Origin of the sequence: Thauera phenylacetica B4P (assembly GCF_000310225.1) — a bacterium.
Taxonomy (GTDB): Bacteria; Pseudomonadota; Gammaproteobacteria; order Burkholderiales; family Rhodocyclaceae; genus Thauera; species Thauera phenylacetica.
In genome coordinates this window covers 1-14317 of record NZ_AMXF01000003.1, presented here as the reverse complement: position 1 = coordinate 14317, position 14317 = coordinate 1, and the positions used below count along the sequence as shown (strand labels likewise).

Here is a 14317-nt window from a genome sequence, read left to right as displayed (position 1 = left end):
GGCTGCGCACGTTCAGGCCGCATTCTCGCTCGGAGTCTCGCCATAGCCGTATCCGTATCCATAGCCGTAGTACGAGCCCGGCCCGCTGCGCCGCGACTTGTTGAGCACGGTCATCTTCACCGGGCAGCTCTCGATCGTCGCCAGCGCCTGCCGGATCGACGCGTGCGTGGTGCGTTCGGCCTCGACCACCACCACCACCTGGCCCATGTGGGTGGCCAGCACACGCGATTCGGTGGTCAGCAGCAGCGGCGGCGAATCGAACACGATGATCCGGTCCGAATACCGCGTAGCCATCTGCTTGAGCAGGCGGTTCATGTTCTCGGAGGCGAGCAGCTCGGTGGCGCGCGAATGCGGCATGCCGGCCGGCAGGATCGACAGCTTCTCGATGTTGGTGCGCAGCAGCACGTCGCTGAGATCGTCGACCTCGCCCGAGAGGATGTCCATCAGCCCGCGCTCGGGCGCCAGCCCGAGCTGGCGAAACACCGATGGCCGCGACACGTCCGCGTCGACCAGCAGCACGGTGTAGTCGAGTTCCATCGCCATGCTGATCGCGAGATTGATGGCGTTGAAGGTCTTGCCCTCGCCCGACAAGGCGCTGGTGATCATGATCAGGTTCGCGTTGTCGATGCGCGCCGGACCTTCCTCGTTCACGTTGCGCAGCAGCGGGCGCTTGATGACGCGGAACTCCTCGGCGATCGTCGAGCGCGGCCGGTCGGGCGTGACCAGGCCCTTCTCATGGAGCATCGCGAGGTCGATCGTCACGCTGCGCGAGACCGGCGCGGCGCGAACCTGCGGCTGTACCAGCGGCGGCGCGGACGAACGCGCGACCGGCGTGCTCGCGCCCTCCTCGTCGGTCAGCGCCTCCACGGGAGCGGCGACCGGGACAGGCTGCAGCTCCGCGGGCTCGTCTCCGGGCTCGGCGGTCGCCTGCTTGAGCTGGTCCAGGCGCTGTGCGGCTTTTTCGATAAGGCTCATGATGGATTCCGGTTCAACCCTGGATCAGTTGCAAGGCCACCACCGCGGCGGCGACCATGCCGGCATAGGCGAACAGCCCGGCCCCGAAGGCGAGCAGGCCGCGCCGCCGCGCCGATGTGCGCTCGGGTGTTGCCAGCATCGACACGGTGCCGAGCACGGGCAGCCCGGTCACGTCGCGCAGGCCGCGCGGGTCGACCACCGCCGGTCGCAGCTGGCTGATCAGGAAGGTGAGCGCAAAGCCGGCGAGCAGGCCGGCCAGCCCCGCCACCGGAATCAGCAGCAGGCGGTTCGGCGCGGACGGCTTGGTCGCCAGCGTGGGAGGATCGATGACGCGGAAGTCGGCGACGCCGGTCTGCGTGTTCATCTCCACGGCGATGTTGGCGGACTCGCGGCGCGCCACCAGCGCGTCGTAGTTCGTCTTGTGCACCGCGTAGTCGCGGTTGAGCTGGGCAAGCTCGGCCTCGATTTCGGGCACTAGGCGAGCCTGGTCGCGCAGCTGGTCGAGCCGGGACTGGAACTCGGCCACTCGCGCGTTCAACGAGGCCGCCCGCGAATCAGCCTGGGCGAGCGCCAGCTTCATCTGCTGGAAGTAGGGGTTGGCATCCAGTGCGCCGAACTGCGAACCACCCGAAGCCTGCATGGCCTCGACCTGGGTCCGTTTCTGCACCTCGAGCTCCTCGATCAGGCGGCGCGTGCCGGTGACGTCGGGGTGCTTGTCGGTGTAGCGCAGCAGCAGCTCGTCCAGGCTGCGGCGCAACGTGTCGATGCGACCGTCGAGCTCGGGCACGGCCACCCCCGACTGCGAAGGCATCTGTGGCAGCAGCACCGGCTCCTCGCCGACGAGCTGGCGCTGCAGTGCGTCCCGCCCATTGATCGCCTCGCGCAGTTCGAGCTGGGCCTGCTGCAGTTGCACGGTCAGCGCACCGATCTGGGAGACGTAATCCCGCGCACCGTCGCCGAGCACGCCCATGTTGCGCAGGCGGAACTCCTTCACTCGATTCTCCGCCTCGGTCAGCTTCTGCTCGTACGTCTGGATCTGCTCCTCGATGAAGCGGCGCGCCGCGTCGGCGTCCTGGCGCTTTCCGCCCAGTCCGGATTCGACGAACAGGGACAGCAGCGACTGCACGACGCGCTGCGCACGCTCCGGCCGGGTGTCGGCGTATGAAAGCATGAAGAGGTTGTTGCGGTCCGAGGACCCGATGCGCAGGTCCCTCGACAGCCGCGTGATCAGCGCCTCACGCTCTTCCGAAGTATTCACCCCGAGGTCGAGATCGGCCATGTTGATCAGCTTCTCGACGTTAGGCCGGCTGATCAGGGTTCGGCTGAGCATCGCGATCTGCTGGTCGATGTTGGGCTGTACGGCTAGCCCCGCCATCAGCGGGCGCAGCACCGACTGCGTGTCTACGTACACCCGTGCGCTCGACTCGTATTTGTCGGGCATCTGGTAGATCACGAGACCGGCGACCACCCCCACGATCCAGGCCAGCGCCATCCCCCACCAGCGGTAGCGCCACATGCCGCGCAGGTAGCTGGTGATCTGCGTTACGAGTTCTTCCATCGATCGGCTTCAAGTGGTTCGGGCCCCCCTCGTCGGCTACGCGACCGAGGGAGTCCCCGAGATTGAATCAACCCGCGCAAGCGGCCGGAGTCAGAACCAGCTCTGCGGAATGATCAGGACGTCGCCCGGACGCATCTCGACGTTGGCCGAGACATCGCCGCGCTTGATCAGATCCTTGATCCGCACGCTGTACTGCTTGTTGCCCTCGCCCGTGCGCAGGATCGTGGCCGAGTTGCCGTCGGCGAACTCGGTCAGCCCACCGACCGCGATCATCACGTCGAGCAGGGTCATCTTCTGGTTGTACGGCAGGATGCGCGGCTCGGAGGCCTCGCCCACGACACGGATCTGTTCGCTGTACGGCCCGGAGAAGCTGGTGGCGATGACGGTCACCACCGGCTCGCGGATGAACTTGGCGAGCTCCTTCTCGATGTCCCGGGCCAGCGTGCTGGTGTCCTTGCCCTGGGCGACCAGATCCTCGACCAAGGGGGTGGTGATCTTCCCGTCGGGGCGGATCGGGACACTCATCGACAGCTCGGGGTTGCGCCACACCACGATATTGACCGAGTCGCCCGCGCCCAGCACATAGTTGTATTCCGCATCCGCGGCGAGGGGCGGCGCGGGCGGAAGGGACGAAGCACAACCGACGAGCGAACTCGCCACGACAGCGCCAAGCAGGAAACGGGCAGCGCGGAAGCGCGCGCCGGACACGCGACTGAACATGAGAACCCCCTCTGAATTCGCTGAGACGCGAATGATACGACGAGCGCAGCTGTTCGATGATGCTACGGGTTCGATTGCAGGATGAGGAGGAACCAGTGCACACAGGCGCGCACATCGCAGGGACGAGCGAAAGACCGGATTCACTCCTCGTGCTTTCCGGTTTATGATCCAACCTCGAATGATTGTGTTCGCGGCCACCGACGGCTCCGCGGCGCAGAATACGCAAACGAACCGGGCCACTTCAATGCGTCATACCACTGCCGTGCGGGGCGAGCATGTCCGCTTCCCAACGTCGAAGCTCGTATATTTCCCGATGATCGGGAAGGATTCGCTTCGCGAGTCGTCCCCGCTACCCGACCCGGACCTGCCGGATCTGCCTGCGTTGCTCCAGGATCTCTCGTTCGAGCGCGACGGATATGAGATCCGGGTTGCGAACGGATCCGACTGCCTCAAGCGCCAGGCCGCCAAGCTCATCGAGCGGATGTACGCCTCGCGCGGCCTATTCCCTTACGGCACCAATGCCGACATCGACAAACGCGACGTCACCGTCGTGGCGGTCCGCGGCGATCGGGCGGTCGCGACGCTGACCGTTCGCATGGATTTCGGCAGCGGCTTGCTTGCGGACACTTTGTACAGCAAAGAGATCGATGCGGCCCGGGCAACTGGCGGCAAAGTGTGCGAAATTACACAGTTAGCACTCGAACCCTCCTCCGGCGGCTCGCATGACGCACTGGCCGGCCTGTTCCAGGCCCTTTACGTGCTCACTCAGCTCACGCGGCGCATGTCCGACATCTTCATCGAGGTTCACCCGCGGCATGCGAACTTCTATCAGCGCGTCTTCGGGTTCAAGCGGATCGGATGCGAGCGCATCTGCCCGCGCGTCGGCGCACCGGCGGTGCTGCTGCATCTTTCGATGGAAGAGTTCGAACGGGCGCTCATTCGCCACGACCGCATCGAGCAGCGCCGCAACAGCCGCGTCTCACGCCTGTTGCCGCTGAAGGAACATGCCCAAGAACTGATCGAGACGCTCTCCAGCCGCTAGGACGCCAGCACCTCGACCCGGGTCCTCAGAACCAGCGACGCAATTCCAGCCACGCACGATCCTCCTTGTCGTACACGCCGAACACACCCCTGTCCTTGCCGCCGAACACATCCACCCCCACGGCCGCACGCCAGGCGGGAGCGAACTTCCAGCTCAGCTTCGGGCGCAGCGAGTAATCCGAGCGGTTGAGGCTGGTCACCGCGAGCACCTCCGCCTCGAGATCGGTTCCGGCGCCATGCACGACCTGCAGGCTCACACCCTGCTCGTGGCGGTCCATCATCATCCCCGGCCGATGATCGTCCAGGCGGCGACCGTAATACTGCACGTTGAAGCGCCAGTCCCCGCTCGGCAGATCGACGCCGAACGCATAGTCCACCATGTCGGTGCCGACCAAGCCGACCAGGCCGACCGCGGGCACAGCTCCCCCCAGCGTAAAGGTGTTCACGCCGCGCCCGCTCGTATGCACCGCCTCCCCCTTCAGCACGAAGCTGCCGAGGTCCTTGCTGAAGGTGCCGCCCACCTGGTCGATGCGCTCGTGGCGCAGCTCGGCCCGTCCGGGCGCGTAGGCATGCAGCGTCGGTGCGACGTCGTAGCTGTGATAGTAGAAGGCCGACAGATCCCAGCCACCGACCAGATGCGATACGCGCGCACCCCAGTTGCCGTCGTCGAGGTCGTCGCCAGGCCTGTCCTCCGACACCACGGTGTCGGCCGGCATCCACGGATATGCATAGAAGTCGCTACCGGGCTTGCCGATGCGGTCGAAGCTGGGCTTCGGCACCCACAGCAGCTCGAAGTGGGTGTCGGTGCCGAAGTATTCCGCTCGCACCGCCCACTGCCCGATGCGCATGCGCTCGAGCTCGGTCTGCAGGAAATCGCGCATGTCGCGCGCGGAGACCACGTCGGCGAAGAAGAAGCCCACCATCTCGCCCCACACCACGTGCTGGCGGCCGAAGCGGAACTCCCAGTCGCCATGACCGACGTCCACATAGGCCTCTCGCAGCATGAAATCACGGCGCTGGTCGCGGCGAACCGCAGCAGGATAGTGTTCGTCCTCGAGGTCGAAGGCGCCATCGAGCTCGGCACGCGCATTCAGCTTCCAGCGCACCCGCGGCGCGAGCTGCCCGCTGCCGGTCAGCTCCCCGCGGGCGCGCAGGTGCGACCAGCGCTCGGGATCGCGGTAGGTGTATGCCATGCCCAGCTCGGCGTAGCCGCCCCACTTGACGCCCGTCGCCGCCTCGGCGCCCGCAGCAGGCGTGCCGACGTCGAGCAGGGCGTCCAGATCGGCGTCCGACGCCGCGTCGAGCTCGGCGTCCGCTGCGGCGGCGTCCTCGGGCAGGTCGGCAGCCACTGCTTCGTCCGCGAGCGCAGCCTCAGGCACATCCAGCGCCGCGTCCGCGGCCAGAGGCTGGGCGCGTGCAGCAGGTGTGGCGAGGCTGGCGAGCGCAAGCGCGATCAGGGTCAGGCGGTGGATTCGGTTCAGGCGGAGCATGTGCGGTCTTCCTAGATTTCGCGAATGTCTTCGTCACGCGGCGTCCGGCCATCGACGAACACCCAGCGATCCTCGACTCTCAGGCCGAGCGCGGTGATCTGGCCGTCGGCGATGCGGACCAGGCGGTCGGCCATGTTCATGACCTTGCGGTCGTGGGTGGAAAAGACGAAGGTCGTCCCCGACTGGCGGTTGATGTCGCGCATCAGCTTGAGGATGCTGGTGCCGGTCTTGCTGTCGAGGTTGGCGGTCGGCTCGTCGGCGAGGACGATCTTGGAGTGGGTGGCCAGCGCGCGCGCGATCGCCACGCGCTGGCGCTGGCCTCCGGAGAGCTGGTTCGGCCGATGTTCGGCGTATTTCTTCAGCCCGACCACGCCGAGGTAGTGGCGCACCCGCTCGGCACGCTCCGCCTTGGTAAGCTCCGGCATCTGCAGCAGCGGATACTCGACGTTCTCCGCGGCCGACAGCACGGGGAGCAGGTTAAAGGTCTGGAAGATGAAGCCGATGGTACGGGCACGCAGGTCGGCCAGTTCGTCGGGCGTACGGTTCGAGACGTCGTGCCCGTCCACGACCACACGCCCCGAGGAGGGCGTGTCGATGCAGCCGATGATGTTGAGCAGGGTCGACTTGCCACTGCCCGAAGGCCCAGCGATCGCCAGGAACACCCCCGGTTCGATCTCGAGCGAAACGTCGTCCAGCGCCAGCACGGTCTGCTCGCCGAGACGAAAACTCTTGCTCACGTGATCGATCTGGACGATGGCCATCGTAACGACCCAGAATGAAATAAACCCCCGGAGGATAGCACTCATGACGCCAAGCTTACGATCCCGCCGCCGATTCGTCGCCTGCCTCGCGGGCAGCCTGCTGCTGCCCGCGCTGGCGCATGCGACCGATGCCGGCACCCCCGCCGAGCCCGCCGGTGCCGAGACCGGCGACACGGTCGCGCTCGACCTGGTCCGGCGCGCCGATGCGATCCGATTTCCACGCGAGAGCTTCCAGACCGAGATCGTCGTGCGTAACTTCGCCGATGGCGTGGAGGGCGAGTCGCGCACCTTCCGCGTACTCTCGCGCGGCAACGAGAACACCATCGTGCTGACGCTCGAGCCCGCCACCGAGCGCGGCCAGGCCCTGCTCATGCGTGCGCGCGACCTGTGGATCTTCATGCCGAGCGTGTCGCAGCCGGTGCGCCTGTCCCTGGCCCAGCGCCTGACCGGCCAGGTGGCCAACGGCGACCTGGCGCGGGCGAACCTGGCCGGCGACTACACCCCGACCGTCGCCGGCACCGAAACCATCGACGGCCAGCCCGCGGTGGTGCTCGATCTCAAGGCGGTGGACCGTGGCGTGACCTATGCGCGCGTGCGCTACTGGGTCGGCGAGCGCGACAGCCGCCCGCTCAAGGCCGAGTTCTACGCGCTCTCCGGGCGCCTGCTCAAGACCGCGCGCTACGAGGAGTTTCGCCAGATGGCGGGCGCGATCCGCCCCACCCGGCTGGTCATGGAGGACGCGCTCAAGAAGGGCGAGATCTCGGTGCTGACCTACGAGAACATGAACGTACGCGACCTCCCCGAGCGCATGTTCACGCGGGAATACCTGCGCCGCCTGCAGCAGTGACCTGGCGGGCCGCGCGCGGCCTCCGCAAGGGAAGATTCATACCACCACGCGCACGCGCTCGCCAGCCACCTCCCGTAGGTGGGCGGCGAAGGCCGCACGCACCGTGTCCTCGCCATGCACCAGGCGCACCTCGCCAGGCAGGTGGCGCATGCGGGTCACGAAGCGGGTCAGGTCGTCGCGATCGGCGTGCGCCGAATAGCCCGACAGCGTGTGGATGCCGGCGCGGATATCCACGCGCTCGCCGTCCAGCTCGACATATCCGCCGCGCGGCCCGTAGGCCTGGATCGCGTGCCCCGGCGTGCCGCGGGCCTGGTAGCCTACGAAGAGCACGTCGTGGCGCGGGTCGCCGAGCATCTCGCGCAGGTAATTCACCACCCGGCCTCCGGCGCACATGCCGCTCGCGGCGATCACCACCGCCGGCTCGCGGCTGCGTGCGAGCCGGCGCACGTTGGCGAGATGGTCCTCGTGATCGTCGATCGCCACCAGCTGCTCGTAGGAAAGCGGCTGCCGCCCGGCACGCACGCGGGCGCGAGCCTCGGCATCCCAGAACGGCTGCAGCTCGCGGTAGAGCGCGGTGAAGCGCTGTGCCAGCGGCGAATCCAGGAAGATGTGCAACCCGCCCCACGCCGCAGCGTGCGGCCCCGGGCGCACCCTCTGGCGATGCAGGATGTCCTCGAACTCGTAGAGCAGCTCCTGCGTGCGCCCGATGCTGAAGGCGGGCACGATCACCGTGCCGCCGTCCTGCAAGGCGTGCTCGACGACCGCCTGCAGGCGCGCGCGGCGGTCGCGGCGATTCTCATGGACGCGGTCGCCGTAGGTGGTCTCCAGCACCAGCACGTCGGCCCGCCAGGGCGGACGCGGCGACGGCAGCAGCGGCGCGTGCGGCGCGCCCAGATCGCCCGAGAACACCACCCGGCGCGGCTCCGGCCACGCCGCGCCGGAGAGCTCGCACTCGACGTAGGCAGAGCCGAGGATGTGGCCGGCGCGCTGCAGGCGGATCCGGCAGCTCGCATCCGGGCTGCGATACACGAGGTGCCACTTGCCGTAGGGCAGCGCGCGGATGCGCGGCTCCACCTTGCCCAGGTAGCGCTCGATCAGCGCACGGTCGCGGCTCACGCCCACCGCGAAGGCGTCCGCGAGCACCGTGGGCAGCAGGCGCGCGGAGGGCTCGCTGCACAGGATCGGCCCCTTGAAGCCGGCGGCGAGCAGCCAGGGCAGGCGGCCGCAGTGGTCGATGTGCACATGCGTCAGCACCAGCGCGCCGACACCCTCGAGCGGGAAGTCGATCTCCAGCCGGTCGGCGGCTGTGCGCCCGTCGGGCGCCGTCTCCGCACCCTGGAACAGGCCGCAGTCGACCAGCAGGCTGTTGCGCCCCTCGACGAAGAGCTGGTGGCAGGAGCCGGTGACGCCGTTGCGCGCACCATGGTGCAGGATGGTCGGGTTCATGACGTCATTCTAGACGCCCATTCGCGGGCGTCCACCCGCAACCCCGCTCCTCCAACCGCCACGCCCCGCAAGAGTGCCGGCACGCGCAAAGGCGGTGATGACGTCTGCGCCCATGTAGGAGCGCCGGCAGGCGCGAACGCGGCGGTTCGGCACGCGCCGCGCCCAACGTAGCCGCGCAACTCACCGCCCGATTCGCGCCTGCCGGCGCTCCTACATAAACCGTCGCAAGGAATGGCGTCGTGCCTCACCCCGCGCGGTGTTCGTACATGAACCGCCGCGCGAAATGGCGTCGTGCCTCGCCCCGCGCGACGCGTGTACCGAAAACATCGAGCGGGATGGCGGCCGTCGTCTCGCGCGCGACACCGCCCTGTAGGAGCGCCGGCAGGCGCGAATGCGGCGATAACGCCCGCTCCCCCCTGTAGGAGCGCCGGCAGGCGCGAATGCGGCGGTGACGTCCGCATTCCCGCTGCAGGAGCACCCCGGAAGACGCCCCCTACTCCATCCCCCACTTCTGCAGCCGATAGCGCAGCTGGCGCAAGGTCATGCCCAGCATGCGCGCGGCCGCCGAGCGGTTCCAGCGCGTCTGCTCGAGTGCGCGGATGATGCGCAGGCGCTCGACCTCGTCCTGGCCCTCGCCGGCCTCCGCGGATTCGGGCCCAGGTGTCGCCGTGCTCCCGGCCACGCCCGCCGCGGCGAGCGGGCTGCAATCCCCCTCCACGCCGATGTCGCCGGCACCGATCTCCTCGCCCTCGCAGAGCGCGCAGGCGCGCTCGAGCAGGTTCTCCAGCTCGCGCACATTGCCGGGAAAATTGTAGGCCTGCAGGGCCTCGAGCGCGGCCGCGTAGAGGCGGCGCGGTGCACCGCCCTCGCGCGCGGCGAGGCGGGCGAGGATGTGGGCGGCCAGGTCGGGGATGTCCTCGCGACGCTCGCGCAGCGGCGGCACGCGCAGCGTGATCACGTTGATGCGGAAGAACAGGTCCTGGCGGAAGCGCCCCTCCGCCACCAGGCGGCCGAGATCCTGGTGCGACGCGGACAGGATGCGCACGTCGACCGGCTCCTCGGCGTGGGCCCCCACCGGGCGCACGGCGCGCTCCTGGATCGCGCGCAGCAGCTTCACCTGCATCGCCAGCGGCAGCTCGCCGATCTCGTCGAGGAACAGGGTGCCGCCGCTGGCGGCCTGGAACAGCCCGCTCTTGTCCGCGGTCGCGCCGGTGAAGCTGCCCTTGCGGTGGCCGAAAAACTCGCTCTCCATCAGCTCGGGCGAGATCGCCCCGCAGTTGACCGGCACGAAGGGCCCGCCGGCGCGCGCACCGAGCGCGTGGATGTGGCGCGCGATGACCTCCTTGCCGGTCCCCGATTCGCCATGGATGAACACCGGCGCCTGGTTGCGCGCGAGCTTCTCCGCCTGCGCACGCAGCTGCACGAAGGCCGCGGAGTGGCCGATCAGGCTGCGCTCGGCCGGCGCGGCGGAGTGCTCCTCCGAGCCGCCCTCGCGCAGCTTGAGCGCATGCTGGACGAGCTCGCGCAAGGCCTTGAGCTCGACCGGCTTGGTGACGAAGTCGAAGGCGCCGAGCTTGAGCGCGCGGATCGCGGTCTCGATGCTGCCGAAGGCGGTGATCACCGCCACAGGCAGGCCGGGACGCACCGCCTGGATGTACTCGACCAGCTCCAGCCCGTCGCCGTCGGGCAGGCGCATGTCGGTCAGGCACAGCCGGTAGCTGCGCTCGGCCAGCAGCGCGCGCGCCGCGCCGACCGAGCCCGCGGTGTCGCAGGCCAGCCCCATGCGCATCAGCGAGAGCTCGAGCAGTTCGCGGATGTCGTCCTCGTCATCGACGACGAGGACGTCGGCGGCGCGTGGCCGGTTGCGGCGGTCGACCTGGGTCATGGCTGCTGGTTCGCGGTAAGGATGAAGTCGGCCCCGGAGGACCCCGGCGCGAGCGCGAGGGTGGCGTCGTTGGCCTCGGCCAGCTCGCGCGCGATGTACAGGCCGAGCCCGGTGCCCTTGGGGTGGGTGGTGAAGAAGGGTTCGAACAGGTGCGCCCGCATCGCCTCGTCGAAGCCCGGGCCGTCGTCCTGCACGTGCAGGGCGAGCTTGGCGTGCGGGAGGGCCTCCGCCCACAGGCGCACCGCCCCCGGCCTGCCCGAGGCGTGGCGGGCCGCGTTCGACAGCAGGTTGTCGAGGATCTGGTGCAGGTGGGCGCGATCCATCGCCAGGGTCAGCGCGGGATCGATCGCGAGTTCGTACAGCTGCGCCTCGGCGGGCTCGCGGAACACGCGCGCGTCGAGGATCTCGCGCACGAAGGCGGCCAGCGCCAGGGCCTCGGGCATGGCCTGCTCGCGCCGGCCGAGCGCGAGCACGTCGCGGATCATGCGCTCGATGCGGCGCGCGTTGTCGTTGATGATGCGCACGAGCCGGGCCTGCATGTCGGCCCGCTTCTCCTCTCCGAGCAGCTCCGCGGCCTGGGTCACCGCCGACAGCGGGTTGCGGATCTCGTGCGCCATGCTCGCGGTGAGGCGGCCGAGCGCGGCGAGCTTGATCTGCTGCAGCTGACGCTGGATCTCCTCGTAGTCGGTGAGATACAGCAGGGTGTCGCCCTCGGCTGCGCTCCCCGGATCGCCCTGCACGCGCCGGCAGCGCAGCAGGCGGCCGGCCGCGCCCAGGCGCATCAGGCGTCCCTCCTCGCCCACCGCCGGTTGCAGCATGTCCTCCAGCCCGGCGTCGAGGTCGGCGAGCACGAGCCCGTCGAGGGCCCCCTCGCCAGCGCGGGACAGGCCGAGCATCTCGAGCGCCTGTGCGTTGGCGTGGAGGACGCGGCCGCGCGCACCGACCACGATCACGCCGTCCTGCATGTCGCGCAGGATATGGGCGCTCACCGCCTGCTGCTTGGCGAGCGCCACCCCGCGCTCGGCCGCGAGCGCCGCATTGGCCTGCGCGCGCAGCGCGAGCAGGCGCGCGATCGCCGCGATGCCGAAGAAGCCGGCGCAGAAGATGCCGACCTGCAGGAACTCGACCGACTTGCCACCGCCGACGAGGCGCGAGGCGTTCTCCGCCAGCACCGCCAGGGTGGCGAGCGCGGCCGAGAACATCACCATGCGCCCCTCGCCGATCAGGCCTGCGCCGGCGAGCATCACCATCATCAGCACCGGCATGCCGCTACGGTAGCCGCCGCTCACCCACATGATCGCCGCGAGCGCGACGATGTCGGCGATCGCCAGCAGGATCACCACGCGCGCGAAGCCCAGCCGCCGCACCGCGTCGGGGAAGCCGAGGGTCAGCACCGCGGCGAGGTAGCCCACCACCGCCGCGAGGTAGAGGCGCGGGCTCTCGCTGCCGAGGCCGAACTCCTCGCCGGCGACGAGGAAGAGACCGCCGAGGATCAGCCGGAAGACGTTGAGGTAACGCAGCGCGCGCTGGCGCGCGCGGTCGGCCGAGTCGACCGCGAAGGCGGCCGCCTCAATCGGGTCGCGGGCCGGCACGGCGATGTTCGTCGCAGCAATAGAAGGACTCGCCGGCGCGCACGCCCTCGGACTCGGGCACGATCAGCCCGCAGTGGCGGCACTCGAGCATGGGCTCGGGCTTCCCGAGGCGCCCGTCCTCGGCCTTGCGCCCGAGGCTGGCCCGCGCCTTGAAGCGGCGCCACGCGCCACGCGCCCACCAGATGCCGAAGACGACGAGGATCAGCAGGAGCAGGTTGCGCACGTTGGGGCCGGAGGGAAGTCGGGAACGCCAAAATTCTAGCATGCACCCCCGCCGCCCCCTGCAGGCGCCCCCAGGCGATGCCCGCACGCCTACCGCGCACCCTGCCGGTTTGCGACAATGCCGGTCCGCACCGTACCGAGCCCCGCCGCCATGCCGCACTTCCCCGCGCCGATCGAATCCCGCCTGCCGCACGTCGGCACGACGATCTTCACCGTCATGTCCCGCCTCGCCCAGGAATGCGGCGCGATCAACCTGTCGCAGGGCTTCCCCGACTTCAACGCCGAGGACCTGCTGTTCGAGCGCGTCGCGCACTGGATGCGCGCCGGCCACAACCAGTACGCGCCCATGGCCGGCACGCAGGCGCTGCGCGCGGCGATCGCCGCCAAGGTCGAGGCGCTCTACGGCACCGCCTACGACCCCGAGCACGAGATCACCGTCACCGCCGGCGCCACCCAGGCGCTGTTCACTGCGGTGACCTCCTGCGTGCACCCGGGCGACGAGGTGATCGTGTTCGAGCCGGTCTACGACTCCTACGTCCCCGCCATCGAGCTCGCCGGCGGCAAGGTCGTGCGCATGCGCCTGGCCGCGCCCGACTACCGCCCCGACTGGGACGCGGTGGCGGCCGCGATCGGGCCGCGCACGCGCATGATCATGATCAACACCCCGCACAACCCCACCGCCACGGTGTGGACGCGGGACGACCTCGACCGCCTCGCCGCGCTGGTGCGCGGCACCGGCATCGTCGTGGTGGCCGACGAGGTCTATGAGCACATCGTCTTCGACGGCGCCGCGCACGCCTCCTGCGCCGCCCACTCCGAGCTCGCGCAGCGCAGTCTCGTGGTGTCGAGCTTCGGCAAGACCTACCACATCACCGGCTGGAAGGTGGGCTACGTGCTCGCCCCGCGCGAGCTCATGGCCGAGTTCCGCAAGGTGCATCAGTTCAACGTGTTCACGGTGAACACCCCGGTGCAGCTCGCGCTCGCCGACTACATGGCCGACGCCTCGCGCCACCTCGGCCTGGCCGCCTTCTACCAGGCCAAGCGCGACTTCTTCCGCGCCGCGCTGGCCGCCTCCCGCTTCGAGCTGCTGCCCTCGCACGGCACCTATTTCCAGCTCGCGCGCTATGCGGGGATCTCGGACCTGGGCGACGCCGCCTTCTGCGAGCACCTCACGCGCGCGGTCGGCGTGGCGGCGATCCCGGTGTCGGCCTTCTTCGCCGACGGCCGCGACGAGCACGTGATCCGCTTCTGCTTCGCCAAGAACGAGGCCACGCTCGCGGCCGCCTGCGCCAGGCTGGCGGCGCTATAGCCCCCAGTCCAGCCCCGCCCGCCCAGCCCCGCACGCCCAGCCCCGCACGCCCCACTCCACCAGAGCGCCCCGATGTTCGAACAACCCATCCCCACGCTGCAGCGCGACGGCGGCACCGTCCGCATCCTCGACCAGACCCTGCTGCCCTTCCGCACCGAAACCATCGCGCTGCGCACCCTCGCCGAGGCCGCGCACGCCATCCGCAGCATGCAGGTGCGCGGCGCACCGCTGATCGGCGCCACCGCCGCCTTCGGCGTGGCGCTCGCGCTCGCTGACGAGGGCACCGACGACGCTACGCTCGCGCGCGCGCTCGCCACCCTGGGCGCCACCCGGCCCACCGCGGTGAACCTGCACTGGGCGCTGGAGCGCATGCGCCGCGCGCTGCAGCCCTTGCCGCCCGCCGCGCGCGTCGAGGCGGCGTGGGCCGAGGCCGAGTCGATCCGCGCCGACGACGCCGCCACCTGCGACGCG

At 69.5% G+C, this 14317-nt stretch carries 13 protein-coding genes; 4 read left to right on the top strand and 9 right to left on the bottom strand.

Annotation, left to right across the window (positions count from 1 at the left end):
• Positions 1-12: 12 nt before the first annotated feature.
• From C667_RS01395 to C667_RS01385, 3 genes are all read right to left on the bottom strand, one after another.
• Entirely contained in the window at positions 13-975 is a 963-nt protein-coding gene (locus C667_RS01395; protein ID WP_004355652.1) for an XrtA-associated tyrosine autokinase, read from the bottom strand.
• A gap of 13 nt (positions 976-988) precedes the next feature.
• Positions 989-2533 (bottom strand): XrtA system polysaccharide chain length determinant, encoded by a 1545-nt coding sequence (locus C667_RS01390; RefSeq protein WP_004355649.1) that lies wholly within the window; start codon positions 2531-2533, stop codon positions 989-991.
• Positions 2534-2623: 90 nt separating this feature from the next.
• Positions 2624-3253, bottom strand: coding sequence for an XrtA/PEP-CTERM system exopolysaccharide export protein (locus C667_RS01385; RefSeq protein WP_004355646.1), 630 nt, complete (start codon positions 3251-3253; stop codon positions 2624-2626).
• A 178-nt stretch (positions 3254-3431) separates the two neighbouring features.
• Here C667_RS01385 and C667_RS01380 point away from each other — a divergent pair, with 178 nt between their 5' ends.
• Positions 3432-4295, top strand: coding sequence for an N-acyl amino acid synthase FeeM domain-containing protein (locus C667_RS01380; protein ID WP_157302091.1), 864 nt, complete (start codon positions 3432-3434; stop codon positions 4293-4295).
• 25 nt (positions 4296-4320) lie between these two features.
• Here C667_RS01380 and C667_RS01375 read toward each other — a convergent pair whose 3' ends face one another.
• The gene (locus C667_RS01375; protein ID WP_004355641.1) at positions 4321-5784 is read right to left on the bottom strand and encodes a DUF1302 family protein; all 1464 of its coding nucleotides are present in this window, start codon (positions 5782-5784) and stop codon (positions 4321-4323) included.
• Between the two features lie 11 nt (positions 5785-5795).
• On the bottom strand, positions 5796-6545 hold the full coding sequence (locus C667_RS01370; protein WP_004355638.1) for an ABC transporter ATP-binding protein: 750 nt from the start codon (positions 6543-6545) through the stop codon (positions 5796-5798).
• 43 nt (positions 6546-6588) lie between these two features.
• Here C667_RS01370 and C667_RS01365 point away from each other — a divergent pair, with 43 nt between their 5' ends.
• Positions 6589-7392 (top strand): outer membrane lipoprotein-sorting protein, encoded by an 804-nt coding sequence (locus C667_RS01365; RefSeq protein ID WP_004355636.1) that lies wholly within the window; start codon positions 6589-6591, stop codon positions 7390-7392.
• A 36-nt stretch (positions 7393-7428) separates the two neighbouring features.
• Here the strand turns inward: C667_RS01365 and C667_RS01360 are convergent, their stop codons facing one another.
• From C667_RS01360 to C667_RS01345, 4 genes are all read right to left on the bottom strand, one after another.
• Positions 7429-8838: an MBL fold metallo-hydrolase RNA specificity domain-containing protein gene (locus tag C667_RS01360; protein ID WP_004355633.1), complete on the bottom strand. Its 1410-nt coding sequence runs from the start codon at positions 8836-8838 to the stop codon at positions 7429-7431.
• Between the two features lie 493 nt (positions 8839-9331).
• A complete protein-coding gene (locus C667_RS01355) occupies positions 9332-10723 on the bottom strand; it encodes a sigma-54-dependent transcriptional regulator (RefSeq protein ID WP_004355631.1) in 1392 nt (463 codons plus the stop codon).
• Positions 10720-12315 carry a two-component system sensor histidine kinase NtrB gene (locus C667_RS01350; RefSeq protein WP_004355629.1) on the bottom strand — a complete coding sequence of 532 codons (1596 nt, stop codon included), beginning with the start codon at positions 12313-12315 and terminating at the stop codon, positions 10720-10722. The genes C667_RS01355 and C667_RS01350 overlap by 4 nt, the downstream gene beginning before the upstream one ends.
• Entirely contained in the window at positions 12293-12538 is a 246-nt protein-coding gene (locus tag C667_RS01345; protein WP_004355627.1) for a PP0621 family protein, read from the bottom strand. The genes C667_RS01350 and C667_RS01345 overlap by 23 nt, the downstream gene beginning before the upstream one ends.
• A gap of 150 nt (positions 12539-12688) precedes the next feature.
• Here C667_RS01345 and C667_RS01340 point away from each other — a divergent pair, with 150 nt between their 5' ends.
• Together C667_RS01340 and C667_RS01335 are read left to right on the top strand one after the other, a co-directional pair.
• Positions 12689-13846: a pyridoxal phosphate-dependent aminotransferase gene (locus tag C667_RS01340; protein ID WP_004355625.1), complete on the top strand. Its 1158-nt coding sequence runs from the start codon at positions 12689-12691 to the stop codon at positions 13844-13846.
• Positions 13847-13918: 72 nt separating this feature from the next.
• Positions 13919-14317, top strand: a 399-nt coding sequence (locus C667_RS01335) for a translation initiation factor eIF-2B alpha/beta/delta subunit family protein (protein ID WP_004355623.1), incomplete at its 3' end; no start/stop codon positions are given.